Source organism: Haloferax sp. Atlit-4N, from assembly GCF_003383025.1.
In the GTDB taxonomy this organism is placed as follows: Archaea; Halobacteriota; Halobacteria; order Halobacteriales; family Haloferacaceae; genus Haloferax; species Haloferax gibbonsii.
In genome coordinates, this window is sequence record NZ_PSYY01000002.1 from 396,458 (window position 1) to 422,490 (window position 26,033).

A 26,033-nucleotide genomic window follows, 5' to 3' on the forward strand; every position below is an offset into this window, starting at 1 on the left:
GCTACTTTCTCCGGCGCTTTTTCTCCGCGTCCGCGAGCGTCTCCGCCTGCTCGTTGACCGACGCGACCTCTCGTTTCGCGTCCGACTTGTCGAGGTCGTAGACGTAGCGCCACGACGCCAGCGGGTAGCCGTGGGACTCCTCGGGGCGCTCCGCCGACGGTTCGGACTCGGAACCGCGGCGAATCGACCACCACCGGAGGCCTGCGACGCCCACCGCGAGGAGGACGAGGAGCATCGCGACGAACGGGAGGAGTCCGAGCGGGACGCTCTGGAGGGACGTGAACATGCGTTGTCATTACTTCCGAGGCGGCAAAAGCGTACTCGTGGGGCGGAATCGGTTTCTTGGCACCGTTCGAACCGCACGACGACGGTGCGATACCGTGGCACGCCAGCTCTTCGCGTCGCCGCGACGAAACGAAGGGCTTAACCGCGAGACACGCATCGCTTTGAATGCACCCCGGGACCGTGGGGTAGTGGTATCCTCTGCCGATGGGGTCGGTAGGACCTGAGTTCGACTCTCAGCGGTCCCATACTTTTGCCGACGCAACACGACGAGCCGTGAGTCCGTCAGGACTCCGGCGAGACCCGCGCGTCGGGTGACGTATGCACGGAGCTGAGCGTCGAGCCCGGAAGTCGCAGCCCGCGAGCGAAGCGAGCGGGACCGTCTTCCGACGTTCGACTCTCAGCGACCCCGTACCACCGTTTTACGTCGTCGACTGTCGCTCACAGAGCGACAGTCTCCTCGCAAAAAGCTGTCCTCGTGAGCGACAGCGAACGAATGCTCGTGAGACGCCTCGCGTCTCACGGTGGACCAAAAACTCCCCGCGAGGGCTCGCTCTGCTCGCCTCGCGGTGCAAGAATCGAGTGCGCCTGTGTTCAGTTTGATCCGGTACTCAAGAACTGTCTCACATTCTCGGGGGATTACAGTCACGCACGACTAAGTCAGAGCTGAAACTAGGGCTCTGTTGAAATCCTCTTGCCGTCTTGCGATTTGTTGAGAGACCAGTTTTCACTGTGATCCACGGAAACTAGCCAGAAAGAGCGCTCTCTCCAATGTCAACGCTGAAGGATTTAAACAGAGCCGAAACTAGCTAAATAGAACACTCTACTGCTGCGAGGAACCCGTTTCCGAACATAACTAACGCAGAGATAGTCAGCAGAGTGGAAAGACCAATCAGAATCGCACCGTCCCGCTGGACGACCGAATTTCCCCGTATCCACTCTTCGTATCCACTCAGAAGCCAATTTTCCACAAAAACCTGTGAGTGCTCTTGGGAAGTGAATATCTGGTCAAGCGTGTCACCAGAGATACCGCCAGTATACTCCACGGTTACATACAGGTACGTTGCCGAGAAGATTGAAAACGTCAGTAGTCCACTCCCTACCTTCGTGAACACGTTTACAAAAGAAACTGCGGTGACGCAAGAGTCAGAGTCGATACCAATAGCAATGGCCGAAATGAGAATACTGGCTAACAGTAGGTTCAACTTGATCAACTGAATCGCGTCTGTTCGCAAATTCTGGATTGAACTGACCTGATGACCAACTACAGTTTGAGCTTCTTCGAGAAGAGTTGAGAGTTCTTGATCGGAATCTACTGTTGGGACAACTCGGACGTTGTCTTGCCCAACTCGCCGGGGCCCATCGCGAATGAGTGTACTGAATAGAATGAGGAACCCACCCGCAACGATACCTAAGGCGGGCCAGTCATACGGAGCAAGCGGGGTGTATATTGGGTGACTTTGAATAACTCCAGATAGTTGAACAAATAAGAGACTAACCAGACCAACAGAGAACAATACCCGCCCAGCTAGTGACATACCTGATTTGAATAATTCCTTAAACCAGGACATGAGATCTAAATGAACATATATACAACGTGTGTGAAAACTCTACTCACCAGCCGCCAGACCTCTTTCGTGATTTCTTGTGTAGCGGACCCAGCTCGCTGTGCGGATTCTTTCGACCTAATGTAAACTCATGGCCTAGACTCGACCGACGTGGACGTTGTTCTAGTTAACTTGTTCTGCCAGCAGTCCACAAGAACCTCACTCCCCGTAGAACAGATACGAAAACGCCAGAAACGCCAGCACCGAGCCGAGGAAGAACGCCAACAACCCCATCGTTCCGCCAGTCCGCGACCCGACGAACACCGCGGAGACGCCTCCCACGAGCGCCGAACCGAGCAGGAGAAACGCGCCGCGTTGCCACTCCTCGACGAACTCGACCACACTCTTTTCAGCCATACAACATTTTTCTCGGCGGCGGACAAAAATCTCGTGGTGACTCTGGGACAAACACGGTGTGACTGTTCGTCACACCCTGCAACAACCACCAAAAAACGGCCGGGAACCGCTACTCAGGTCGAGACGGCATCGCAGGTCCAGCCGGGGTCGCTCCCCGTGCGCCGGATGAGGTCCGCGCGGCACGCCGGACAGTAGTCGGGGACCGTCGTTTCGCCCCGCGGGACATAGACGCCACCGCCGCATTCCACGCACGCATCGGCGACGACTGTCGTGCAGTCAGCACAGAGGTTGAAGTCGTCAACCGTGAGGTCGCGCAGCACTTCGAGCTTTTTGTCCAGGATGTACTCGTCGATAACCGCCTGACAGCTGTGGCACGGCTTCATAGCGATACAGCGTGTCAATTGAGACCATGGCACATATACCTGTCGTCGTAGGTGTCTCTTGTCGCGGAATGTCAGTCGGGGCGGAGGCTCACCGATGCCGGATATGCCACGTTTGCACGCGAGCGACCCTAGCGCGGCCGGTGCGAACGTGTTTCACAGAAATCATAAGTTACTCCATGACGAATTACGTTTGCTGCTGTCAGAGGCACATCAGGGCGACGAGCGGAATCATTCGCCTTCTCCCCATCTATTCTCTCGGCTATCGATTCGAGCCGGCGGTACCGAGAATCGACCGTCCGAGCGGCCTCCAATGGGTCTCCGAGCGGCCTCCGAGGGCCGGCCCAGACCTCAACTCCGCGTTCCCGCGTCGGTTGGACTGTCCCCGTACATCTCAGCGAACAGCGCGCCCGTCGCCCGGTGGACCCCCACGAGAACGACCACGCTCGCGACGATAGTCGCGACCGACTGCGGCGTCGAGAGCAGGCCGAGCGAGACGATGAGCGTCGTCGCGCAGGCCGGCGGGTGGACCGCGTCGAGTTCCACCATTCCCCAACTCGTCGCAGCGACCGAGACCGCCCCGCTCGTGACGAGGCGCAGCGTGTCCGTCGACGCGGCCGAGAGCGACGGGTCGAGCGTCACGCCGGGGGCGACGAGCGCGTAGGCCGCGAAGCCGACGACGGCGCCGACGGCGTGGCCGCCGACGATGCGAGACGAGCGGGAGCGCCCGCCGCGACGGCGGAAGGCGAGGACGAACGCCGTGGGGCCGAGGCTCGGAAAGACGAACGGCTCGCCGGTCGCCCACGCGATGCCGCCGAGTGCGGCGACGAGCAGACCGGCGGAGAGTCCCGTTTCGAGACCGCGTCGAGACATGTGACACGCTCTGTCGACGCGGCGTGAAAACGGTGTCTAACTCTGGACGAATCGAACCGGTTCCGTGGGGCTCGCCGACAGATACCGCGTGCTCCGCACGCCCACGTTGAAGTGCGACCGCGACGACGGACGGGATATGTGCGGAGCCGCGTTTCTCGAAGGCGACCGCGTCGAACTCAGAACCGTCGAGTCGGAGCACGTCGAGTTCCTCCACGAGACGGTCAACGACCCGCGGGTTCGGCGGGGAATCGCCGCCGCCGACCCGGTGACGCGGGCGACAGAGCGCGAGTGGGTCGAGTCGCGCGGCGACGGCGACGACATCAACTTCGTGGTCGTGGTCAACGGCGACCCGGTCGGGACTATCGGGCTCAAACCGCCGAACGTCGTCACCGGCGCGGCCGAGGTCGGCTATCTCGTCGCGCCCGACCACTGGGGCAACGGCTACGCGACAGACGCGCTGCGGACGCTCTGCGGCTACGCCTTCGGCGAGCGCCGACTCAACAAACTGTACGCGAACGCCTACGAGACGAACCCGGCGTCGACCCGCGTGCTGGAGAAGGCCGGCTTCGAACGCGAGGGCGTCCACCGGGAACAGGGATTCGTCGACGGCGACCACGTCGACGTGCTTCGATACGGTCGACTCGCCGACGAGTGGCGAGACGAAGAGAAGGTCGGCGACGCCGAAGGCGAGTCCGGGAGCGACGCCGACGGGTGGATATAGCCTAAATCCAGCCCTCTTGGGCGAGGAGTTCGCCGTTGAGGACGGACGCACCGGCCGCGCCGCGAATCGTGTTGTGCGCGAGGCAGTTGTACTTCACGCCGCGTTCAGTCGCCTGGATGCCGCCGGCGGAAATCTGCATGCCGTCGCCGCGCTCGCGGTCGAGGCGGGGTTGCGGGCGGAAGTTGTCCTCGAAGACGTGGATGAGCTGTTCGGGCGCGCTCGGGAGGTCGACGCCGGGGTACTCGCGCATCGCGGCCGCGACGTCCTCGGGGGAGGCGTCGTCGGCGAGGTCGGCGAAGACGCTCTCGAGGTGGCCGTCGAGCGTCGGGATGCGGTTACACGAGGCGTTGACCTCCGCGCCGTGGAGCGCGACCTCCGCGCCGTCGAACGAGCCCAGAAGCTTGCGGGACTCCGTCTCCATCTTCTCTTCTTCGCCGCCGATGTGCGGGATGGCGTTGTCGATGATCTCCATCGAGGTGACGCCGTCGTAGCCCGCGCCGGAGACCGCCTGCAGGGTCGTGACGTCGACGCGTTCGAGGCCGAACTGGTCGAGCGCGGCGAGCGTCGGGACCATCGTGATGGTCGAGCAGTTCGGGTTCTTCACGAGCGCGCCGTCCCAGCCGCGCTCGTCGCGCTGGACCTCGATGAGGTCGAGGTGCCCCGGATTGATCTCCGGAATCGTGAGCGGCACGTCGGGGGCCATGCGGTCGTTCGAGGAGTTCGACGAGACGACGTAGCCCGCCTCGAGGAACTCGGGTTCGACCTCGGCGGCGACCGACGACGGGAGCGACGAAAACAGGAGGTCGATGTCGTCGGGCACGTCCGCGGGGTCGGTGCTGCCGACTTCCATCGCGGCCACGTCGTCCGGGATGGGGGTGTTGACGCGCCACTTCGCGGCCTCGTCGTATCGCTTGCCCGCGCTCGACTCGCTCGCGGTCAGCGCCGCGAGTTCGAACGTCGGGTGGTCTTCGAGGAGCTGGATGAATCGCTGTCCGACTGCGCCGGTTGCACCGAGGATGCCGACTCGTACTGCCATTACCCGTGTCGTAGTGTGGCACACGCATAAGGCCGTTTGGATTTGAACCAGTATTCGCGGCGTATAGTGCCAGAGAAGTGTAATCTCGGCCGTTCCTTCACGGTCGAACACGTAAATCGTCGTCTGTCGAAGCGGGCACCGACGTGCGTTGGTAAAACCGATAGAATAACGTGCGGTTCCCTGAAAGACTACCGCAAATGTTCAGCAAGGTTCTCGTCGCCAACCGAGGCGAGATCGCGGTGCGCGTCATGCGCGCCTGCGAGGAGTTAGGAGTCCGGACCGTCGCCGTCTACAGCGAGGCGGACAAACACGGCGGGCACGTGCGGTACGCCGACGAGGCGTACAACATCGGTCCCGCCCGCGCGGCCGATTCCTACCTCGACCACGAGTCGGTCATCGAGGCCGCGCGGAAGGCCGACGCCGACGCCATCCACCCCGGCTACGGCTTCCTCGCGGAGAACGCCGCGTTCGCCCGGAAGGTCGAGGAGTCCGAGTTCAAGTGGGTCGGCCCGTCGGCCGACGCCATGGAGCGCCTCGGCGAGAAGACGAAGGCCCGCGCGCTCATGCAGGACGCCGACGTGCCGGTCGTTCCCGGCACGACCGAGCCCGCCGACTCCGCCGACGACGTGAAGGACGTCGCCGACGAGTTCGGCTACCCGGTCGCCATCAAGGCCGAAGGCGGCGGCGGCGGCCGCGGCCTGAAGGTCGTCCACTCCGAGGACGAGGTCGACGAGCAGTTCGAGACGGCAAAGCGCGAGGGCGAGGCGTACTTCGACAACGCCTCCGTCTACGTCGAGAAGTACCTCGAAGCGCCGCGCCACATCGAGGTGCAGATTCTCGCCGACGAGCACGGTAACGTCCGCCACCTCGGCGAGCGCGACTGCTCGCTCCAGCGCCGCCACCAGAAGGTCATCGAGGAGGCCCCGTCGCCGGCGCTGTCCGACGACCTGCGCGAGCGCATCGGCGAGGCCGCCCGCCGCGGCGTCCGCGCCGCCGACTACACCAACGCCGGCACCGTGGAGTTCCTCGTCGAAGATGGCGAGTTCTACTTCATGGAGGTCAACACGCGCATCCAGGTCGAACACACCGTCACCGAGGAAGTGACGGGCCTCGACGTGGTGAAGTGGCAACTGCGCGTCGCCGCCGGCGAGGAACTCGACTTCTCGCAGGACGACGTGGACATCGAGGGCCACTCGATGGAGTTCCGCATCAACGCAGAGGCCCCGGAAAAGGAGTTCGCGCCCGCGACGGGCACGCTCGCGACCTACGACCCGCCGGGCGGCATCGGCGTCCGCATGGACGACGCCGTCCGTCAGGGCGACGAAATCGGTGGCGACTACGACTCGATGATAGCCAAACTCATCGTCACCGCCTCGGACCGCGAGGAGGTTCTCGCCCGCGCCGAGCGCGCGCTCGCCGAGTTCGATATCGAGGGGCTCCGCACGGTCATCCCGTTCCACCGCCTCATGCTCACCGACGAGGCGTTCCGCGAGGGGAGCCACACGACGAAGTACCTCGACGAGGTGCTCGACCCCGACCGCATTCAGGCCGCCGTCGAGCGCTGGTCGCCCGAGGCCGTCGCCGACGATGACGACGACGACGAGGTCACGGAACGCACCTTCACCGTCGAAGTCAACGGCAAGCGCTTCGAGGTCAGCCTCGAAGAGCGCGGCGCGCCCGCCATCCCGGTCGGTAACGCGTCCGCGGGCAAATCCAACTCCTCCGGCCCGCGCAAGCGCCGCGACGACGGCGGGAACGACGACTCCCAGCAGATTATCGAGGGCGACGGCGAGTCCGTCACCGCCGAGATGCAGGGGACCATCCTCTCCGTCGAAGTCGAGGAGGGTGACGAGGTCGAACCCGGCGACACCGTCTGCATCCTCGAAGCCATGAAGATGGAAAACGACGTGGTCGCCGAACGCGGCGGCACCGTCTCGCAGGTCCTCGTCTCCGAGGGCGACAGCGTCGACATGGGCGACGTGCTGCTCGTCCTCGAATAGTCCCGAGACCTCGGGACCGACGCCCGAACCGCGAACCTCTTTTCCCGTGCGCCGGTATCCACCCGCATGAGCGACACGCGACGCGCCCTCCTCGACGCACTCGCCGAGGGTCCCGTCTCCGGGCCCGACCTCGCCGACCGACTGGGCGTCTCCCGCGCCGCCGTCTGGAAGCACGTCGAGTCACTCCGCGACGAGGGGTTCGGCGTCGAGAGCGCCGGCGACGGCTACGTCGTCACCGACGTGCCGGAGTACGGCGGCCCGGCAATCGAGTACGGCCTCGAAGTCGACTACGACATCGAGTTCCACGAGACGCTCGACTCCTCGAACGTCCGCGCCCGCGAACTCGCCGCCGAGGGCGCGAGCGACGTGGTCGTCGTCGCCCGCGAGCAGACCGCCAGCCGGGGGAGAAAGAACCGCGAGTGGTCCGCGCCCGACGGCGGCGTCTGGATGAGCCTGCTCGTGCGCCCCGACGAACCGCCGGCGTACGCCCCGCTGTACACGCTGGCGATGGCCGTTGCCGTCTGCGACGCGGCGCGCGAGGCCGGGGTGGACGCGAGCATCAAGTGGCCGAACGACGTTATCGTGAGCGAAGCGAACGATAACCCGTCGGGCGCGTCAGAGTCCGACGGTGTCTCCGCGAGCGAAGCGAGCGGAGGTTCACCGGCTCACGCCGGTGGCGTTGCCACGAGCGAAGCGAGTGGCGGTTCGTCTGCGAATGCAGACGGCATTTCCGCGAGCGAAGCGAGCGGAGGTTCGAAGGACTCCGACACGCCCGCCGACAGCCGCGGCTACCGAAAGCTCTGCGGCATCCTCACCGAGATGGAAGGCGAGGCCGACCGCGTCTCGTGGCTCGTCATCGGCCCCGGAATCAACGTCAACCTCGACCCCGCGGACCTCCCCGAGGGCGCGACGAGCGTCGCCGCGGAAGCGGGTCCCGTCGAACGCCGCGTGTTCGTCCAGCGGGTGCTCGAACGCTTCGACGAACTGCGCGGCGACATCGACGCCGTCCTCCCGGCGTGGCGCGAGCGGGCGGACACGCTCGGCAGGCGGGTCCGCGTCCACACCGCGAGCGGCGTCATCGAGGGGGAGGCGGTCGATATCGAACACCCCGGCACGCTCGTCGTTCGAACCGACGAGGGCGAAAAACGAGTCCACGCCGGCGACTGCGAACACCTGCGCCCGGCCGACGGCGGGCGCTGAAACCGCGACCGACCTCCGCGCGGCTACGTCGCTATTCTCCGCCGTCGGCGGTCGCCGTCGAATCGGCGGCGGCGTCAGCCTCCGCGGGAGAATCCGCGGGTGACTCGGGCGCGGCGTCGTCCGGTACCTCGACGGCGAACTCGTCCGCGTCGTCGCCGCCGCCCTCGATGCGGACGGTCAGGACGGGGACTTTCGACGCCCGGACGACCTTTTCCGCGACCGACCCGAGGAGGAGGCGGTCGATACCGCCGCGGCCGTGGGTTCCCATCACGATGAGGTCGCACCCGCCGCGCTCGGCGAACTCGACGATTTCTCGGCTCGGCGTCCCTTCGAGGACGTGCGTCTCGACGGGGACGCCCTGCGACTCGGCCGCGCGCTCGACCTGGTCGAGCGCCGACTCGGCGTCGGCGCGCAGCATGTCGTCGAGCCCCTCCCACGACGATTCCATCGGGAGCCCCGCGAAGCTCCCGGCGTTCACCACGTACACCCCGTGGAGTTCCGCATCGTGAACGGCCGCTAACGCCGCCGCGTGGACCGCGACGCGCTCGGAGCCGGCGGAGCCGTCGATGGGAACGATGATTCGGTCGTACAACACCATGACACTTGATAACATTTTCTCGGGGTCGGTAATAACCCTTTGCTACGGGAGGAGTACTGCGAGAATAGGTCGGTTCCATGGGAGTTCTGGGCGGCTTCGGTCGGAAGCGGAAGGCGGGGACGTCGCCCGAACTCAGAGGTACACGTCTTTCACGTCCGCCTGCCCGGCGCGGCGGACGACGGCGCGGACCACGTCCTCGACGCCCGCGAGGTTGTCCGTGTCGCCGTCGAGGACCAGCAGCTTGGCGTCGCGGCCCTCCTCGACGAGGCCGTAGTTCAGCCCGGCGATGTCGGCCCCGTTGACGGTCGCCATGCGGAGGACCTCGGCGGCGGAAACGTCCGCCAGCTTGGAGGTGAACTCCATCTCGCGGAACATCGAAGGGCTGTTGAGCATCACGTTGTCCGTGCCGAGCGCGACGGTGGTGCGGTCGACCAGTTCGCGAATCGGCGCGACGCCCGCGTCGGTGACGAGGTTCGACCGCGGGCAGATGACGACGGGAATCTCGCTGTCCTCGACGCGTTCGAGGTGGAGCGCCTCCGGGTGGACCATGTGGACGAGGAAGTCCGGTTCGAGGTCCAACGCGGCGTTGATGTCGTGGGCGTCGCGCTCGCCCGCGTGGATGCCGAACAGCTTTCCGGCGGCCGCGGTCGCGTTCCGGAGCGCGCCGAACTCGCCGTCGCGCGCACCCGACGCGCCGAAGCCGTCGGCGATTTCCATCGCGTCGGCCGTCTCGCGCCCGAAGACGACCGCCTCGATGTCGCGGCCGTCGAGCGCCCGCCGGATGACGTCGACGCCCTCGACGCCGCCCTCGCGGAACTCCAGACAGGCCGCCGTGCCGCCGGCCTCCATCATCCGGAGCGACCGGTGCATCGCGGCGGCTTTCTCCTCGGTGCTCGCCGCGCGGAGGAGCCGGTGTTTCAATCCGTCCGGCGGCGCGACGAGGTCGTCGAGCGACAGTCCCTCGCCGGCCTCCTTGGCGATGGAGTCGCCGAGGTGGGTGTGGGCGTTGACGAACGCGGGCAAGATGATGTCCGTCGACTCGGTCGCCGTCTCCTCGATTGCGGTTATCGTGCCGTCTTCGACGACGACCCGCCCCTCGACCGGGTCGAAGTCGCGGCCGCGGAGTATCGTACCCTCGAGTTGCATCGCTCTCGAATGCGTCTCGGCGGTGCTTGAACCTCCCGTCTCGGGACGGGGATTACTCGAACTCGTCGAGCGTCGCGTTGAGGCCGCTTCTGACCTCGGCGACGAGCGCGCCGTCGACGTCGAGGCCGAGCACGTCCGCGGCCGCGCGGCCGACGCGCTCCGTCTCCTCGCGCGGGGCGTAGACGCCGAGTCGCCACTGCTGTTCCTGTGCGGTCCGCAGCGCCTGCACGAGCGGCGACTCCCGCTCCAACTGCCGAATCTCGCCGTTGACCATCACCCGCGACGACGACTCGGTCATCGACGGGCGCGAGGGCACGTCGAGGATGACCGACTCGGGCGACGCGTCGGCGGCGTCGGCGATGTCCCGCTCGAACGCCGCGAGCGCGTCGTGCCCGGCGTCGATAATCGAGTCGGGGACGTTCGGCAACTCCGCCCAGACGGCCCGCTTGTAGAGGTCGCGGGTGGCCAGTCGCTCGGCGAAGGCGCTCGTCGAGTCGGTGAGTTTGAGCGCGACGAGCAGGTCGGGGTCGTCCATCCGCCGAAGCTCCTCGGCGTCGATGTCCGGCTCGGCGAGCAGTCGCTCCGACGCGCGCCGGAGCATCGCCTTCGAGATGCGCGCGACGTGGTGCTGGTAGACGGTCGGGTTCATGAGCGCCCGGGCGAGCAGGAGCGATTCAGCGGTCTGGACGTTTCCCTCGGCGAGGACCAACTCGCCGTCGACGAACGTCAGCTCTCGAATCAGGCGCTCGTGGTCGATGGTGCCGTAGGGGACGCCGGTGTGGTGGGCGTCGCGGACGAGGTAATCCATCCGGTCGACGTCCAACTCACCGGAGACCAACTGGCCGAACTCGCCGTCGCCCTCGACTAAGGCGGCGACCCGCTCGGGGTCCAGTCCCTCGTCCTCAAGCGTCTCGCCGACGGTCCCGCGGGCGACGAGTTCCTCCACGTCGTCGTGGTACTTGCCGGTGTGGCGGTGGGTCACGTCCTCGATGTTGTGGCTGTAGGGTCCGTGGCCCACGTCGTGGAGGAGCGCCGCGGCCTCGACGTGGGCGGCGGCGTCGCCCTCGATGCCGAGGTGCGAGAGGGCGCGGGAGGCGAGGTGGTAGACGCCGAGGCTGTGTTCGAACCGCGTGTGGTTCGCCGAGGGGTAGACCAGTTGGACGGTTCCCAACTGCTTGATGCGCCGGAGCCGCTGCATCTCCGGCGTATCGAGGAGGGCTTCGGCCGCGCCCTCGACCTCGATGTGGTCGTGGACGCTGTCCTTGATGGTCGTCATTGTGGGTGAATCGGCCGCCATCGGTGAAAAAGGGTCGGACGGGTGGTGTGTCTCCGGCTCTCTCCGCGCCTCAGACCGGGGTCGTCACGCGAACCGGAAGCCCGAGCACGTCCACGGCGGCCGCGGCCACCTCGTCGCGGACCGCGTCGGGCGCGTAGACGCCGAGTCGCCACTGCGTCCGCTCGGCCGACCGAAGCGCGCCCACGAGTTCCGAGGCGTCTTCGAGCCGCCGGACGACGCCGTTGACGACGACGCGCGACCGGGACTCCTTGATTCGCGGGCGCGACGGCGCGTCCACGATGACCGACTCGGGCGACACGTCGGCGGCGTCGGCGACGTCCCGCTCGGCCGCCCGCGTCGCCTCGAAGTCGAGTTCGACCACGTCGGTCGGCACGGCGTCGATGGGGGCCCAGACGGCCCGCTTGTAGAGGTCGCGGCGCTCGATTCGGCGGCCGAGGTCGGGCACGCGCTCGCCGAGCGCGACGAGCAGGTCGTGGTCGGCCATCCGGACGAACGCCTCGATTGGCACGCCGCCGTCGACGAGGCGCTCGGAGGCGCGTTCGAGCATCGCGCCCGCGATGCGGGAGACGTGGTGACGGTAGACGGTCGCGTTCATCAGCGCCCGGGCGAGAAGCAGGGATTCGGCGGTCTGGACGTTCCCCTCGGCCAACACGAGTTCACCGTCCCGGTACCGGAGTTCGCGGACGAGGCGGCCGTGGTCGATAGTGCCGTAGGGGACGCCCGTGTGGTGGGCGTCGCGGACGAGGTAGTCCATCCGGTCGACGTCCAACTCGCCCGAAACCAACTGGCCGAGGCCGCCCGCGCCGTCGACCATGTCAGCGACGCGGGCGGGGTCGAGGCCGTGGTCGGTCAGGACGTCGCCGACCTCGGTCCCGTCGAGCAGATGGTGAATCTCGTCGTGGTCGCGGCCGGTGCGCCGGCGGATGAGGTCCTCGGTCTGGTGGCCGTAGGGGCCGTGGCCGATGTCGTGGAGGAGCGCGGCGGCGCGGACGTGAGCGGCGCGGTCGCCGTCGACGCCGAGGTGCGAGAGGGCGCGGGAGGCGAGGTGGTAGACGCCGAGGCTGTGTTCGAACCGCGTGTGGCTCGCGGAGGGGTAGACGAGCCGGACCGTCGAGAGCTGTTTGATGTGTCGAAGCCGCTGGAAGGCGGGCGTATCGACGAGTTCGGCGGCCACGGGGTCGAGCGAGATGTAGTCGTGGACGCTGTCCTTGACGGCGGTCATAACGGGTGTTGCACGAGAGGAGTCAAATAGCCGAGCATTCGGGTCGTCGCGGGGACGGAATGGCTGCCCGTGCGGCCGTTCGGCCCCGTTCCGCCCGCTTCACCGCTGGGAGAACTGCCCGACGACCTGCTCTGCGGTCGCGTCGGCGACGACGCCGACGAGGTGCGCGCGGTAGGCGGGTCGGCTGACGACCCCGGTTCCGGCGCTGTCGACCGACGCTTCGACCGACCCCGCGAGGTCGGGACCGTCGGTCGACTCGAAGACGAGCGCGTCGCCCGAGAGCGCCGCGTCGACGTGTCTCGCGTGCCCGCCGGCGTCGAAGGCCGCGCGCCACGCCACCGACCCCGCAGGCGCGACCGGGTTCCAGCGCGAGTCCCACTCGTCCACGACGACGACCACGACCGGACCATCAACGTCCTCGTCGCGGGCGTCGGCCGGTTCGAGGGTCACGCCGCGCTCCGCGAACGATTCGACGAGTGCTGCCGTGAGGTCGTCGCGGACGGCTTCGGGCGCGTCGACCACGAGGGTCCCGTCGGTAACCGGCGGGAGCGAATCGACGTTCGCCCCGCCCGACGCGGCGGTCGCCGAGGCCGTCGTCTCGTAGCTCGCCGCCTCGAAATCGAGGGCGAGCAGGCCACCGGCGACGGCGGCGACGACGAGAACGACCGCGACCGCGACCGTGGTTCGAGGTGACAATTCCATGGATGGTATATTCGTCTCGCTGCGGCGATAGCCGTTCTGTGACGCGTGTTGTCTGTAGTCCGCCCCGTCGAACGGTGATGGCGGTGGTTCGACCGCCCACAAACCGTTTCACTCGGGGGCGACGAGACGCTGACATGAGTCTCCGCTCGGCGCTCGGAAACGCCGTCGGCTACGCGCTCCTCGGCTTCGCCTGTCTCTCCATGGCTTTCGCGGGCTACTGGGCCGCGATGAGCGCCTTGACCGGCGTGACTGCCGGGCGCGTGATGTTCGTCGTCTCCGGCCTCGGAGCGGCCGTGACGACCGGCTTTTCGGGTTATTTCGTCAGGAAGGCGGTCGCCGGACAGGTGATGCCCGCTGAGTTCGACGTGTCGGTGGCCTACCGCGGCGGGCCCTGACGAGGGCTTCGTCGGTCTCCGCGGCCGTATCCCCCTCGCGGCGCGCGACCGGCCGTCGTCTCCGGTGAAGGAACTTTCAAACGGACACTCGCCCTACGGCGCACCATGGTTACGTTTCTCGCCGGGGGTACGGGCACCCCCAAACTCCTCGACGGGGCCGCCGGGGTGTTCGACCCCGCCGAGACGACCGTCGTCGCCAACACCGGCGACGACGTGGAACTCGGCGGCCACCTCGTCTGTCCCGACGTGGACACCGTCCTCTTCGCCGGCGGCGGCGTCCTCGACACCGACCGCTGGTGGGGCGTCGCCGGCGACACCACCGCGACCGACGACGAACTCCACCGGCTCGCCGACGCGGCCGGCCTCGAACCCGGCCCGCGCTACCTCCCCGAATCGGCCCAGACCGCCGGCCGCGACATCGCCCGCTGGCGTCGCTTCTCCGGCGTCGCGGAGTTCATGGAGATCGGCGACCGCGACCGCGCGGTCCACATCACCCGAACCTCGCTTCTCGACGAAGGGGACACGCTGACCGAGGTCACGGAAACCCTCGCCGACGCCTTCGACCTCGACGCGTCGCTCCTCCCGATGAGCGACGACCCCGTGGCGACGCTGATTCACACCGACGAGGGGACGATGCACTTCCAGGAGTACTGGGTCCACCGCCGGGCAGACCCCGCCGTCCGCGACGTTGAGTTCCGCGGCGCTGCCGACGCGACCGTCACCGACGAGGTCGCCGACGCCCTCGCGGACCCCGTCGTCGTCGGTCCCTCGAACCCGGTCACGAGCATCGGGCCGATGCTCGCCATCGACGGCTTCGCGGACGCCCTCGCCGACACGCCGGTCGTCGCCGTCTCGCCGTTCGTCGAGGACACCGTGTTCTCCGGGCCCGCCGCCGACCTCATGGAGGGCGTCGGCTACGACCCCTCGACCGCGGGCGTCGCCGAGGCCTACCCCTTCGCCGACGCGTTCGTCCTCGACCGCGACGACGGCACCGACCTCGACCGCCCGGTGGTCAGAACCGACACCCGAATCGACGGCCCGGAAGACGCCGAGCGCGTCGCCCGCGCCGTCGCCGAGGCGCTCGCGGAGGTGTCGTGATGTTCGACCCGCGCGTCGCCGTCGCGAGCCTCAGCGGCGAGTCCGACGCCGCGTGGGCGGACGCCGCGGCACCGCACGTCGGCGCGGCGTTCCTCGGCGGCGTCGCCCTCGACGACGCCTCGCAGGCGGCGGCCCGCGAACTCGTCGCCCGCGGGCGCTCGGAGTTCCTCGCCGACGACCCGGTCGCCTTCGTCTCCGACCAACTCGCTTCCCTCGCCGGATTCGACGGCGAGGACCGCTTCGTCGCGGTCAACGTCAGGGCGACCTCGCCGGCCCCGATTCGGGAGGTCGCGGCCGTCTGCGCCGACCGCGGCGCGGGCGTGGAGATAAACGCCCACTGCCGACAGGACGAACTCCGCGCCGTCGGCTGCGGCGAGACGCTCCTGCGCGACACCGACCGACTGGCCTCCTACGTCGCCGCGGCCGCCGAGTCGGGCGCGCCGGTCGGCGCGAAAGTCCGCGCCGAAATCGACGATGTGGACCTCCCGAGCCTCGCGGTCGCGCTCGCCGACGCCGGGGCCGACTGGCTCCACGTCGACGCGATGGACTCCGAGGCTGCGATTGCCGACGTGACCGCCGCCGCGCCCGAACTCTTCCTCGTCGCCAACAACGGCGTCCGCGACCGCGAGACGGCGACCGAGTACCTCGATTACGGGGCCGACGCGGTGAGCGTCGGGCGGCCGAGCGACAACCCGGCGGTCCTCCGCCGGGTCCGAACCGCCGTGGACGACTGGTTCGGTGGCCGCGAGGACGCGGCCGATTCGGGCGACGAGAGCGGGGTGTCCGCCTGATGGTCGCGCCCGTCTCCGACCGCGGGTTCGGCCCCGCGCGCCACGCCGAACTCGCGCTCCTGCTCGAAGTCGCCGGCACGCCCAAGCCGGGGAACGTCGACCGCCGCCGCGACCTCTCGGACCTGCGCTTCGAGCACTTCCTGACGGGCGCGGTCGGCTCCGCGGCCGGCCTCGGACTCGCCGCGTCGGGCGCGCCCGTCGGCGAGGCGTTCGAGGAGGCGGTCGCCGGCATGAGCCGACAGGGCGGCGGGAACACCCAGTTTGGCTGTCTCCTGCTTCTCGCCCCGCTCGTCCGGGCCGCGGCAGACGACGACCGAGACCTCTCTCCCGCCGGGGCGACCGACGTGGTCGAGTCGACCACCGTCGCCGACGCGGTCGATTTCTACCGCGCCTTCGAACACGTCGACGTGGCCGTCGGCGACGTGCCCGATGACGCCCCCGACCTCGACGTTCGGCGCGGCGGCGACGCGGCCGACGCGCTCCGGGACCGCGAGTTCACGCTCTACGACGTGATGGACCTCAGCGCCGAGCGCGACGCCAACGCCCGCGAGTGGACCGGCGGCTTCGCCCGGACCTTCCGCGCGGCCGAGGCCATCCTCGCCGACGACGGCCCCGTCACCGACCGCGTCGCTCGCGCGTTTCTCGACCTCCTCGCGGAGGAACCGGACACGCTCGTCGCGACGAACCACGGCGAGGCCGTCGCCCGCGACGTGATGGACCGCGCGGCCGCGGTCTCGGACCTCGACGAGGCCGAGGAACTGGCCGACGAGTTCGTCGCCGAGGGAATCAACCCCGGCACGACCGCCGACATCGTCTGCGCGGCGACGTTCGTCGCGCTGGAGCGGGGGGTCCCGCTGTGAGCGACGACGAGACAGCGGACGCGGGGCGTCGAGCCGGCGACCGCGACAGCGACGACTGGCCCGTCGAACTCCGCGGCGTCACCGAGACGGTCGTCGCCACGCTCGGGCCGAACGACCGGTGGAACTTCGCGGCGCTCGGCGTCCGCGCGCCGGAGTCCGACGCCGGAACCGACGACAGCGGCGGCTCGGCTACCGGCTCTCACCCGCCCGCGACCGCGACGACGTGGGGAAACACCCGAACCCGTCGGAACTTCCACCGGCAGGGGGGCGGCGTCGTCCAGTTCGTCTCCGACCCGCGGGCGTTCGTCGAGGCCGCGATGACCATCTACGAGCGAGACTCGCCGCTCCTCGATTCGGCCGACGCGTGGGCCGAAGTCGAGGCGACAGCGGTCGATTCCGGCGAGGACGGCGGGACCGAGTGGGAGGAATGGGAACTCCGGCCCGTCGATGCCGCGGTCGAGCAACGCCGACCGTTCACCATCAATCGCGGCTTCGGCGCGGTCATCGACGCGACGGTGGCGGCCTCGCGCCTCGACGTGCCGGCGTTCGACACCGACGACCTGCTGGACCGGCTCGCGTACTTCGCCGAGACGGTCGGGAAATGCGGCGGGGAAAGAGAGCGCGAGGCGTTCGCGCGAATCGACGAGTTGACGGGCTGGCGCGAGCGGGCGGCCGCGAGACGGAACGAATCGTTTTAGTGTTCGTCCGGGGAATCTTCCGACATGGCAATCAAGCCCAAGTACGTCAAGCAGCTTGGTAACATCCTGCTGGAGCGATACCCGCAGGCGTTCAACACGGACTTCGAGACGAACAAGGACAGCGTCGAAGAACTGACCACGGTCGAGTCGAAGGGCGTCCGCAACCGCATCGCCGGCTACATCACGCGCAAGAAGGGCGGCCAGGGCGCGTAAGTTCGAGTCAGTCGATTCTCTCTGCGAACACATCTTCTCCAGCCCGCGCGGAGCGGCCGCGCCGGTCCGCGCGCGACGGGCCGCGCGACGCCCGCACGGCTCGGTCCCCAGTAAACGATTCCCGTACGAACTGCTCCCCACCGTTCCCCTCCGCTCACCATCGCTTTCGACCGGTCCGGAGGAAGCGTTTAGTCCGCCCTCCCGCGATGCACCGACATGCGCGTCATCGGTCACCGCGGCTGTCCCGCCCTCGCCCCCGAAAACACGCTCGCCGCCTTCGACGCGGCCGCGGCGCGACTCGACTGGGTCGAACTCGACGTCCGGCGCTGCGGCTCCGGCGAACTCGTCGTCTTCCACGACGAGACGCTCGACCGCCTGACGGGCGCGACCGGCCGCGTCGCCGACACGAGTCTCGTTGACCTGCAAGAACTCACCGTCGGCGACTCCGACGAGTCGATTCCGACGCTCGCCGCGGTGTTCGACGCCCTGCCGGACCGCGTCGCGGTCAACGTCGAACTGAAGGTGGCCGGCCTCGCCGACGACCTCGCCGCCGTCGTCGGCGACGCGGGAAACGAGGTGCTCGTCTCGTCGTTCGACGCCGAGGCGCTCCGCGAGGTGCGCGAGACGACCGCGCTCCCGGTCGCCTTCCTCTTCGCGGCCGACTGGACGGAGTCGCTGTCGGTCGCCGCCGACCTCGACTGCGCGGCCGTCCACCCGCACTACGACCTGCTCTCGTCGGCACGGGTGGACGAGGCGCACGGCCGCGGCTTCGAGGTCAACGCGTGGACGGTTCCCGACCGCGAGGTCGCGCGGAGACTTCGAGAGTACGGTGTGGACGGCGTCATCGTCGACGACCCGAAACTCGCGGAGTGAACTACCGAGCATCGACCGCCGGCTACTGACCGCCGGTTACCGAGACCGAGTCCGAGCGTCGCCGCGGAACGCCTGAAACGCCGTCTGGTCCCGTTTCACACCGAGCGCGAGCGAGAGGAGGGCGACGACGACGCAGACCCCGACCGCGACAGACGGGAGGACGCGATCGTGAATGTAGCCGTTCGCCATCCCGAGTTCGACGCAGGTCCCGGCGAAGACGGCGGCGAGCGCCGCGGAGACGAAGTCGGGTTCGCCCTCGTCGGCGTAGTGTGCGGCGGACGCGACGGCGGCGAACCCGGCGAGGACGGCGTTGAGAAACAGCCAGACGAGCGCGGTTTGGGCCATATTGGTCCGACTGATGTCGGACGAGAATGTATGCGTTCTGTCGTGAAACTGCAGTCCTCAGACTCAGAACCGGTCGGTGCGGCCCGAGGCGGCCCACGCGTCGGTCGGCGCGCCGGTGGGGACGCGACGGCCACAGCCGGTGACCGATTCGAGGCGACCGGCGTAGCGCCAGCGCTGCTCGTTCCACGTCTCCTCGCCGTCCGCTGCGGCCGCGGCGGCCGCGGCGACCGACTGGTCGTGGAGGTGCGCGCCGACGGCGGCGGCGATGGCCGCGGCCTCCTCGGCGTCGGCGTCGTCCGGAATCGACAGCCCAGACAGCAACTCCCCGCTCATAGCGGGATGTTGCCGTGTTTCTTGTCGGGTTGGGACTTTCGCTTGGAGTTCAGCATCCGGAGGTCCGAGATGAGGCGCTCGCGGGTCTCGCCGGGTTCGATGACGTCGTCGATGAAGCCGCGGTCCGCGGCGGTGTAGGGGTTGGCGAACTCCTCGCGGTACTCCTCGATGAGTTCGTCGCGGCGGGCGTCGGGGTCGTCCGCGGCGTCGAGTTCGTCGCGGTAGAGGATGTTGACCGCGCCCTGCGGGCCCATCACGGCGATTTCGGCGGTCGGCCACGCGTAGTTCACGTCCGCGCCGAGGTGCTTCGAGGCCATGACGTCGTACGCGCCGCCGTAGGCCTTGCGCGTGATGACGGTCATGAGCGGCACCGTCGCCTCGGAGTAGGCGTACAGGAGCTTCGCGCCGTGGCGGATGATGCCGTTGTGTTCCTGGTCCGTGCCGGGCAGGAAGCCGGGCACGTCCACGAAGGTGAGGATGGGGATGTTGAACGAGTCGCAAAAGCGGATGAAGCGCGCGCCCTTCTCGGAGGCCTCGATGTCGAGGGTGCCGGCGTTCACGTGGGGCTGGTTGGCGACGATGCCGACCGAACGGCCGTCGAGGCGGCCGAAGCCGACGACGATGTTCTTCGCGAAGTCCTCCTGGACGCCGAAGAACGAGCCCTCGTCGAGGACGCCGTCGAGCACGTCGTGGATGTCGTAGGGCTTGCGGGGTTGGTCGGGGACGACCTCGGCGAGGTCGTCGTCGACGCGTTCGGGGTCGTCCCACGGCTCGACGCGCGGGGGGTCTTCGACGTTGTTCTGCGGGAGGTACGAAAGCAGGTGGCGGATGTCGTCGAGCGCCTGCTCTTCGGTGTCGGTGGCGAAGTGGGCGACCCCGCTTGTCGAGGTGTGCGTCGTCGCGCCGCCGAGTTCGTCGAAGGTGACCTCCTCGCCCGTGACCGTCTTGATGACGTCCGGGCCGGTGATGAACATGTGGCTCGTGTCGCGGACCATGAACGTGAAGTCCGTCAGCGCGGGGGAGTAGACCGCGCCGCCGGCGCAGGGGCCCATGATGGCCGAAATCTGCGGGATGACGCCGGACGCCTCGGTGTTGCGGCGGAAGATTTCGCCGAAGCCGCCGAGCGACTGGACGCCCTCCTGAATCCGCGCGCCGGCGGAGTCGTTGAGACCGACGACGGGTGCGCCGACCTCCATCGCCTTGTCCATCACCTTACAGACCTTCTCGGCGAACACCTCGCCGAGCGAGCCGCCGAAGACGGTGAAGTCGTGGGCGAAGACGAAGACGGTCCGGCCGTCGACCTCGCCGTAGCCGGTGATGACGCCGTCGCCGGGCAGTTTCGTCTCCTCCATCCCGAACTTGTGGTTGCGGTGGGTCCGGAACTGGTCGAACTCGCGGAAGGTACCGTCGTCGAGGAAGTAGTCGATGCGCTCGCGGGCGGTCATCTTGCCCTTGTCGTGCTGGGAGGCGATTCGGTCCTCGCCGCCGCCCTTCAGGGCTTCCTCGCGCTTCTCGCGGAGTTCGTCGATCCGGTCTTCCATCGTCATGCCAGACCACCTTCGCTCATTGGAGCAACGGTCCGCAGTCCTCGGTCAAAGGAGTTCCGCAATCCGGCAACCCTTACTTCGACAGTTGTCGAAGAATAGGTGGAACAATCATCATAGTTAGCGACGCGAAGCACTCCCCGCGTTCGCGTCGGTCGAAAACGGAGCAAAGGGAGCAGTCGGAGTCGAGTCAGCGCCCCGAACGCGGCCGGGAGAGCCCCACTCAGACGACCGAGTTGGGCTGTCGCAGGCCCAAGAAAGCGGCGGCGGACGCGACGACGGCGACGCCGACGGTCGGCCAGAAGCCGATGGTCGTGTCCACGCCGAAGTGCGTGAGGAGCGTGAAGACGAGGAACAGCGGGAGGACGACGCCGACGGCGAAGAGCCACGGCGTGCCGAGAGACTTCGAGAACTCGCCCGCGCCGGCGGCGAACTCCTCGAGCGCCTCGCGGCCCATGACCCAGCCGACGAACAGGAGGAACGCGGCGAGGCCGGCGGTCAGGAGGACGTTCACGAGCGGCCCGGCGACGAAGCCGAAGATGCTCGGATTGAACGCGCAGACGGTTCCGGTGACGGCGACGAGCGCGGTCATCCCGGTGACGGCGCGTTTGCGAGAGACGCCGTACTCGTCGACGAGGAACGCGACGGGGATTTCGAGCATGCTGATGGAACTCGACAGCGCCGCGAGCGTCACGACGGCGAAGAACGCGGTGGCGATGAGCGTCCCCGCGGGGAGCTGCGAGAACGCCCCCGCGAGGCCGACGAACAGCGCGCCCGGTCCGGTCCCGGTCTCGGTCGGGTTGACGCCCTGCGAGAACAGGAGCGGGAAGACGACGAGACCCGTGATGACGCCGACGCTCGTGTTGAGGACGGCGATGGCGCTGCCGTCGAAGGGAAGCGAGCGGTCCTCGTCGAGGTACGAGGAGTACGTTATCATCGTGCCCGCGCCGAGCGAGAGCGTAAACAGCGCCTGTCCGGCGGCGGGACCGAGGATAGCGAAGAAGTTCTCGGTGATGACCGAGGGGTCGAAGCGGAGGAAGAAGGCGTAACCGGCGGCCGCGTTAGGCTGGGTCGCGGCCCAGGCGGCGAGACCGGCGAGCAGGACGAGCACGGCGGGCATCATGATTTTCGTGCCGAGTTCGATGCCCTTGCGGACGCCCGCGAAGACGATGAGCGCGGTCAGTCCGAGAAACAGGAGGTGGTAGAGCGCGGCGTCGACGCCGGCGGAGACGCCGCCGAAGTACTGGCCCGGATTCGTGAAGTACGCGGGGCTGCCGCCGACGACCGCGGCCCCGCTTTCGAGGAGATACCGGATGATCCACCCGCCGACGACGCTGTAGAACGAGAGCAGCGAGATGCCGGTGACGACCGAGAACGCGCCGACGACGCCCCACGTTTTCGACCCCGAGAGGTCCCGGAGCGCGCCGACCGGCGACTTCTTCGCCCGACGACCGATGACGAACTCGCCGAGCAGACCGGGGACGCCGACGAGGAGGACGATACCGAGATACACGACGAGGAACGCGCTGCCGCCGTTTTCGGCGGTCTGCCACGGGAATCGCCAGATGTTCCCGAGGCCGACCGCGCTGCCGACGGCCGCGAGGATGAACCCGAGCCGTGTTGCCCATGTTTCTCGTGTCATTGACACCCATTGCCAGTCCACCGGTAAAAGGGCTTTCGAACCAACGATACGTCATCGGAGAAATTTAACGGTTTTGAGTGGTCTACGCGTGAAAATCACCGTCGAATAGTCGAGAAAAACGCACCGCTACCGACGATTCCTAGGCGCGATGAAAGCGGGACCGGTCGCCGCCTCAGAGGGGCGGAACGATGGCCGGGCTCTCGCCGAGGAACAGCGTCTGAAGCCCGAGGGCGAGCGTCGCCACGACGGCGACGATAACGAGCGTGCGGACCAGCCAGAGCCACGTCAGGCCGACGCCGTCACCGAGTCCGCTGCCCTTCATCAGCTCGTCGATGGCGGGCGCGCCGTAGACCCACGCCGCGAAGACGAGGATGCCGAGGACCGAAAGCGGGAGCAGCAGTTTGTAGGCGAGCGTGTCGAACCAGCCGAGCCACGCGGTGTCGATTGCCGACGGGACGCCGAGCAGGAAGATGACGCCGCCGAGACCGACGGCCATCTGCGGGCGGGAGACGTCGTAGTTGTCGATGGACCACGAGACGACGACTTCGAGGAGGCTGATCGCAGACGAGAGCGCCGCGATGAGCACGACCACGAAGAAGACGAGGCCGATTATCTGGCCGCCGGGGATGTCGGCGAACGCGCCGGCGACGCTGATGAACACCGCGCCCGCGCCGCTCGTGTTGGGGTCGATTCCCTGGGCGAACAGGAGCGGGAGGACGACGAGACCGGCGAGGATGCCGACGAAACTGTTCAGGAAGACGATGGTGATACCGTCGCCGAACAGGCTCTGGTCGCCGTCGATGTAGGAGGCGTAGGTTATCATCGCGCCCATGCCGAGCGACAGCGAGAAGAACGCCTGCCCGACCGCGAAGGGGACGATGTCGGCGAAGTTCTCCGTGAGCGCGTTGAAGTCGGGCGAGAGGAAGTACGCGTAGCCCGCGGACGCGCCGGGGAGCGTGAAGGCGAAGGCCGCGAGCACGCCGAGGATGACGACGATGCTCGGAACCATCAGTTTCGTCGCCTTCTCGATGCCGTCTTCGATGCCGGCGGCGACGATGCCGACGACGAGCGCCATGAACACGGCGTGGAGCGCGAGCGCGTCCATCCCGGCGGACACCTGACCGAAGTACTCTGCCGGGGCGGCGAAGTACGCGCCGGTCAGGCTGCCGCCGATGTACCGGAGGACCCAGCCGCCGACGACGCTGTAGTACGACAGAATCCAGAAGCCGGTGAACAGGCCGATAGCGCCGACGACGCGCCATTCCTTGTAGCCGAGCTTTTCGAAGGCGTTGATGGTGTTCAGGTTGGTCTTGCGTCCGATGACGAACTCGGCGAGGATGGCCGGGAGGCCGATGCCGAGCGCCGCGATGATGTAGACGATCAGGAAGGAGGCACCGCCGAACTGAGCGGTCTTGAACGGGAACTGCCAGATGTTCCCGAGGCCGACCGCGCTGCCGACGGCCGCGAGGATGAACCCTGCCCTGGTTGCCCACGTTTCACGTTCGGTCATGTCTATCACCCTGTTGCCGATGTGGGTGTGATAAATGACGCGGTATGCCGTCGCATATCGGAGCGAAAATCGACATAATTCTCCAACCAACTATAGGATGTGGCACGTTCGTCCGAATTCAGGCCTCGATTAGCCTCATTTTTCTAACGAGTGTCGTGTTCGTGAATCCCTTGCGTACCGCGTAAAAATTCGCGCGCACCACAACGAATGTCATACCCTATCGTGGCGAATGTTGCCACGAAACAGGGTCGTCAGGCCTCGCCGTACACCGGGACGGCCGCGCCGCTCGTCACGGGGGTCGCGTCCGAACAGAGCGCGAGGACGGTCCGGGCGATTTCCTCGGGTTTCACCCACTTCTCGAAGTCGGCGTCGGCCATCATCTCGCGGTTCATCGGCGTGTCGATGACGCTCGGCATGACCGCGTTCGCGCGCACGACGCCGCGGTTCTCCTCGGCGATGGTCTCCGTGAGCAGGCGGACGCCCGCCTTCGACGCCCGGTAGATTCCGTCGCCTTCGCCACCCTCCAGCGACGAGCGGGCCGAGACGCTCACGACTGAGCCCTCGGTCTCCCGGAGGTGCGGAATCGCGTGTTTCGACGCGAGGAACATCGTCTTGAGGTTCACGTCGAACAGGAAGTCGAACGTGTCCGCCTCCGTCTCGTCGACGGGCGTCCCGCCGCGCCACGTCCCGGCGATGTTGGCGAGGTGGTCGAGGCGGCCGAAGTCGGAGGCGACCGCGTCGACGACGCGCGCCACGTCGTCCTCGTCGGTGAAATCACCCTCGTAGAATCTGACACCCTCGGACTCGAAAAAGCCGTCCTCGTCGTCGGGTTCGACCACGTCCGCGGCCGCGACCGACGCGCCCGCCTCGTGGAACGCGCGATCGATTGCGCCGCCGAGCGCGCCGCTCGCGCCGGTCACGAGAGCCACGGTTCCGTCGAAATCGAATGTCACGTCCATGTCCGTGCGGTACGTGCGCACGGGACATAATTCGGTCGCGGCTGTGTGCCCGTCGGCGACCGGCCGCGTCGTCACCCTTCCGTGTCGGTGACCGCCTGCCCGGATTGCCGCGGGCACGACGAGGCGGTCCGGTCAGGGCGTGATGACCAGTTTTCCGAGGAAGCTGTCTTCCATGACCGCGCGGTGGGCCTCGGCGGCCTCGTCGAGGTCGTAGGTCCGCGCCACGTCGATTTCGAACTCGCCCGCGCCCATCTGGCCGGCGAGCTCGCGCAGGGGAGCCGACAGGTCGGGCGTGTTGAACATGCTCATCATCGTGAGCGAGAGGTCCTTGCCGCGGGCCGACGACGACAGGTCGAAGCCGACTTCCGGGTCGTTCTCGCCGATGCCGACGACGCGACCGCCGTGGGCGGCCACGTCGGCGTCGAACTGGAGATAGTCGTCGAGTCGGTGGTCGAGCGTCAGGTCTACTCCGTCGCCCGTCGCGGCGTCCACGACGGCGTCGGCGAGGTCGTCGCGGGCGTAGTCTAGAACCACGTCCGCGCCGAGTTCGGCCACGCGGTCGTGGTAGTCGGGCGCGGCGGTGGCGACGACGCGAGCGCCGGACGCGGCGGCGAGCTGGACCGCGGCGTGACCGACGCCGCCGGAGCCGCCGTGAATCAGGACGGTGTCGCCGAGTTGCATCCCGCCGTGGTCGACGAGGGCGCGCCACGCCGTGACGCCGGCGACGCCCGCGCCGCCGGCCGCGACGAGGTCCACGTCGTCCGAGAGGACCGCGAGCCGGTCGGTCGGGACGGCCGCGAACTCGGCGTAGCCGCCGTAGTGGTCCTTGCCGATGCCGGTGCCGACGACGTGGTCGCCCTCCGCGAATCCGGTGACGTCGGGGCCGACCGCCGCGACCGTTCCGGCCACGTCGACGCCGGGAATCATCGGCATCGCGAAGGGCTGGTACGAGCCCTCGCGGAAGTACGTGTCGACGGGGTTGACGCCCGCGGCCGCGACTTCGACGAGGACCTCGCCCGCCGCCGGGTCGGGCGTGTCGATGTCGTCTACCTGAAGCACGTCGCGTCCGCCGTGGTCGTGGAATCTGACAGCGCGCATGCCGAACGATGGGGTCGGACGGGTGATAAATTCGGACGACTCGGGGCGAATCGCGGCGACACCGACGGCGGCTTGCTCGGCGCGTTCGACCTCCGAGATTCGTACGTGCAGGCGTACGTCTGCGTATCCTGTAGATTCATCCGATTTTATTCCGGATAAATTATGAATTCCGAGGTTAATTCGGTTATGAGTGAGCCTCTCCGGCGATTTTCACCTGTCGGCTCTGAACGGAGATGAATGGGATTTAAGCGCG

General features: G+C 67.6%; 27 protein-coding genes and 1 tRNA gene. 11 read left to right on the top strand and 17 right to left on the bottom strand.

What is annotated here, in order from left to right; translation table 11 throughout:
- Nucleotide 1: 1 nt before the first annotated feature.
- Nucleotides 2-286 (bottom strand): hypothetical protein, encoded by a 285-nt coding sequence (locus tag C5C07_RS11260; protein WP_050459648.1) that lies wholly within the window; start codon nucleotides 284-286, stop codon nucleotides 2-4.
- A gap of 173 nt (nucleotides 287-459) precedes the next feature.
- Here C5C07_RS11260 and C5C07_RS11265 point away from each other — a divergent pair.
- A tRNA-Pro gene (locus C5C07_RS11265) sits at nucleotides 460-530 on the top strand.
- A 1,518-nt stretch (nucleotides 531-2,048) separates the two neighbouring features.
- Here C5C07_RS11265 and C5C07_RS11275 read toward each other — a convergent pair.
- From C5C07_RS11275 to C5C07_RS11285, 3 genes are all read right to left on the bottom strand, one after another.
- Nucleotides 2,049-2,246 carry a hypothetical protein gene (locus C5C07_RS11275; RefSeq protein WP_115805083.1) on the bottom strand — a complete coding sequence of 66 codons (198 nt, stop codon included), beginning with the start codon at nucleotides 2,244-2,246 and terminating at the stop codon, nucleotides 2,049-2,051.
- Nucleotides 2,247-2,359: 113 nt separating this feature from the next.
- Nucleotides 2,360-2,629, bottom strand: a complete 270-nt coding sequence (locus C5C07_RS11280; protein WP_004042445.1) for a hypothetical protein — start codon at nucleotides 2,627-2,629, stop codon at nucleotides 2,360-2,362.
- 348 nt (nucleotides 2,630-2,977) lie between these two features.
- Nucleotides 2,978-3,499: an HPP family protein gene (locus C5C07_RS11285; protein WP_115805084.1), complete on the bottom strand. Its 522-nt coding sequence runs from the start codon at nucleotides 3,497-3,499 to the stop codon at nucleotides 2,978-2,980.
- A gap of 136 nt (nucleotides 3,500-3,635) precedes the next feature.
- On the opposite strand from C5C07_RS11285, the gene C5C07_RS11290 reads away from it, so the two are divergent.
- Entirely contained in the window at nucleotides 3,636-4,220 is a 585-nt protein-coding gene (locus C5C07_RS11290) for a GNAT family N-acetyltransferase (RefSeq protein WP_049905096.1), read from the top strand.
- 1 nt (nucleotide 4,221) lies between these two features.
- On the opposite strand, the gene asd is transcribed toward C5C07_RS11290, so the two are convergent.
- Entirely contained in the window at nucleotides 4,222-5,256 is a 1,035-nt protein-coding gene (gene asd, locus C5C07_RS11295) for an aspartate-semialdehyde dehydrogenase (protein ID WP_004975076.1), read from the bottom strand.
- A 197-nt stretch (nucleotides 5,257-5,453) separates the two neighbouring features.
- Between asd and pccA the strand changes: the two genes are divergently transcribed.
- Nucleotides 5,454-7,256 carry a propionyl-CoA carboxylase biotin carboxylase/biotin-carboxyl carrier subunit gene (pccA, locus tag C5C07_RS11300; protein ID WP_004975077.1) on the top strand — a complete coding sequence of 601 codons (1,803 nt, stop codon included), beginning with the start codon at nucleotides 5,454-5,456 and terminating at the stop codon, nucleotides 7,254-7,256.
- Between the two features lie 66 nt (nucleotides 7,257-7,322).
- Nucleotides 7,323-8,456: a biotin--[acetyl-CoA-carboxylase] ligase gene (locus tag C5C07_RS11305; protein ID WP_115805085.1), complete on the top strand. Its 1,134-nt coding sequence runs from the start codon at nucleotides 7,323-7,325 to the stop codon at nucleotides 8,454-8,456.
- A 31-nt stretch (nucleotides 8,457-8,487) separates the two neighbouring features.
- On the opposite strand, the gene C5C07_RS11310 is transcribed toward C5C07_RS11305, so the two are convergent.
- The 5 genes from C5C07_RS11310 to C5C07_RS11330 all read right to left on the bottom strand — a co-directional run bounded on the left by C5C07_RS11310 (nucleotide 8,488) and on the right by C5C07_RS11330 (nucleotide 13,421).
- Nucleotides 8,488-9,054 carry a universal stress protein gene (locus C5C07_RS11310; RefSeq protein WP_004975080.1) on the bottom strand — a complete coding sequence of 189 codons (567 nt, stop codon included), beginning with the start codon at nucleotides 9,052-9,054 and terminating at the stop codon, nucleotides 8,488-8,490.
- Between the two features lie 132 nt (nucleotides 9,055-9,186).
- Nucleotides 9,187-10,200 carry an amidohydrolase family protein gene (locus tag C5C07_RS11315; RefSeq protein WP_115805086.1) on the bottom strand — a complete coding sequence of 338 codons (1,014 nt, stop codon included), beginning with the start codon at nucleotides 10,198-10,200 and terminating at the stop codon, nucleotides 9,187-9,189.
- 52 nt (nucleotides 10,201-10,252) lie between these two features.
- Nucleotides 10,253-11,476 carry an HD domain-containing protein gene (locus C5C07_RS11320; RefSeq protein WP_115805087.1) on the bottom strand — a complete coding sequence of 408 codons (1,224 nt, stop codon included), beginning with the start codon at nucleotides 11,474-11,476 and terminating at the stop codon, nucleotides 10,253-10,255.
- Nucleotides 11,477-11,546: 70 nt separating this feature from the next.
- Entirely contained in the window at nucleotides 11,547-12,719 is a 1,173-nt protein-coding gene (locus C5C07_RS11325; RefSeq protein WP_115805088.1) for an HD domain-containing protein, read from the bottom strand.
- A 99-nt stretch (nucleotides 12,720-12,818) separates the two neighbouring features.
- The gene (locus C5C07_RS11330; RefSeq protein WP_004975088.1) at nucleotides 12,819-13,421 is read right to left on the bottom strand and encodes a hypothetical protein; all 603 of its coding nucleotides are present in this window, start codon (nucleotides 13,419-13,421) and stop codon (nucleotides 12,819-12,821) included.
- 134 nt (nucleotides 13,422-13,555) lie between these two features.
- Here C5C07_RS11330 and C5C07_RS11335 point away from each other — a divergent pair, with 134 nt between their 5' ends.
- From C5C07_RS11335 to C5C07_RS11365, 7 genes are all read left to right on the top strand, one after another.
- On the top strand, nucleotides 13,556-13,816 hold the full coding sequence (locus C5C07_RS11335) for a hypothetical protein (protein ID WP_115805089.1): 261 nt from the start codon (nucleotides 13,556-13,558) through the stop codon (nucleotides 13,814-13,816).
- A gap of 105 nt (nucleotides 13,817-13,921) precedes the next feature.
- The gene (gene cofD, locus C5C07_RS11340) at nucleotides 13,922-14,914 is read left to right on the top strand and encodes a 2-phospho-L-lactate transferase (RefSeq protein ID WP_115805090.1); all 993 of its coding nucleotides are present in this window, start codon (nucleotides 13,922-13,924) and stop codon (nucleotides 14,912-14,914) included.
- Nucleotides 14,914-15,705 carry a tRNA-dihydrouridine synthase gene (locus tag C5C07_RS11345; RefSeq protein WP_115805091.1) on the top strand — a complete coding sequence of 264 codons (792 nt, stop codon included), beginning with the start codon at nucleotides 14,914-14,916 and terminating at the stop codon, nucleotides 15,703-15,705. Before cofD ends, C5C07_RS11345 begins: the two co-directional genes overlap by 1 nt.
- Nucleotides 15,705-16,565, top strand: a complete 861-nt coding sequence (locus tag C5C07_RS11350) for a triphosphoribosyl-dephospho-CoA synthase (RefSeq protein ID WP_115805092.1) — start codon at nucleotides 15,705-15,707, stop codon at nucleotides 16,563-16,565. Before C5C07_RS11345 ends, C5C07_RS11350 begins: the two co-directional genes overlap by 1 nt.
- Nucleotides 16,562-17,263 carry a DUF447 domain-containing protein gene (locus tag C5C07_RS11355; protein ID WP_115805093.1) on the top strand — a complete coding sequence of 234 codons (702 nt, stop codon included), beginning with the start codon at nucleotides 16,562-16,564 and terminating at the stop codon, nucleotides 17,261-17,263. The genes C5C07_RS11350 and C5C07_RS11355 overlap by 4 nt, the downstream gene beginning before the upstream one ends.
- A gap of 24 nt (nucleotides 17,264-17,287) precedes the next feature.
- Nucleotides 17,288-17,476 carry a 30S ribosomal protein S17e gene (locus C5C07_RS11360; protein WP_004042417.1) on the top strand — a complete coding sequence of 63 codons (189 nt, stop codon included), beginning with the start codon at nucleotides 17,288-17,290 and terminating at the stop codon, nucleotides 17,474-17,476.
- A 216-nt stretch (nucleotides 17,477-17,692) separates the two neighbouring features.
- Nucleotides 17,693-18,349, top strand: a complete 657-nt coding sequence (locus tag C5C07_RS11365) for a glycerophosphodiester phosphodiesterase (protein WP_004975104.1) — start codon at nucleotides 17,693-17,695, stop codon at nucleotides 18,347-18,349.
- Nucleotides 18,350-18,385: 36 nt separating this feature from the next.
- On the opposite strand, the gene C5C07_RS11370 is transcribed toward C5C07_RS11365, so the two are convergent.
- The 7 genes from C5C07_RS11370 to C5C07_RS11400 all read right to left on the bottom strand — a co-directional run bounded on the left by C5C07_RS11370 (nucleotide 18,386) and on the right by C5C07_RS11400 (nucleotide 25,780).
- Nucleotides 18,386-18,694, bottom strand: coding sequence for a hypothetical protein (locus tag C5C07_RS11370; protein ID WP_004975106.1), 309 nt, complete (start codon nucleotides 18,692-18,694; stop codon nucleotides 18,386-18,388).
- 63 nt (nucleotides 18,695-18,757) lie between these two features.
- Complete coding sequence (locus C5C07_RS11375) at nucleotides 18,758-19,027, bottom strand: hypothetical protein (RefSeq protein ID WP_004975108.1); 270 nt, start codon at nucleotides 19,025-19,027, stop codon at nucleotides 18,758-18,760.
- Nucleotides 19,024-20,568, bottom strand: a complete 1,545-nt coding sequence (locus C5C07_RS11380; RefSeq protein WP_115805458.1) for an acyl-CoA carboxylase subunit beta — start codon at nucleotides 20,566-20,568, stop codon at nucleotides 19,024-19,026. Before C5C07_RS11380 ends, C5C07_RS11375 begins: the two co-directional genes overlap by 4 nt.
- A 226-nt stretch (nucleotides 20,569-20,794) precedes the next feature.
- Nucleotides 20,795-22,213, bottom strand: a complete 1,419-nt coding sequence (locus tag C5C07_RS11385; RefSeq protein WP_115805094.1) for a sodium-dependent transporter — start codon at nucleotides 22,211-22,213, stop codon at nucleotides 20,795-20,797.
- A gap of 172 nt (nucleotides 22,214-22,385) precedes the next feature.
- Entirely contained in the window at nucleotides 22,386-23,723 is a 1,338-nt protein-coding gene (locus C5C07_RS11390; protein ID WP_004975113.1) for a sodium-dependent transporter, read from the bottom strand.
- A gap of 251 nt (nucleotides 23,724-23,974) precedes the next feature.
- Nucleotides 23,975-24,682, bottom strand: a complete 708-nt coding sequence (locus tag C5C07_RS11395; RefSeq protein ID WP_115805095.1) for an SDR family oxidoreductase — start codon at nucleotides 24,680-24,682, stop codon at nucleotides 23,975-23,977.
- 132 nt (nucleotides 24,683-24,814) lie between these two features.
- Nucleotides 24,815-25,780 (bottom strand): NADPH:quinone reductase, encoded by a 966-nt coding sequence (locus C5C07_RS11400; RefSeq protein WP_115805096.1) that lies wholly within the window; start codon nucleotides 25,778-25,780, stop codon nucleotides 24,815-24,817.
- Nucleotides 25,781-26,033: the final 253 nt, after the last annotated feature.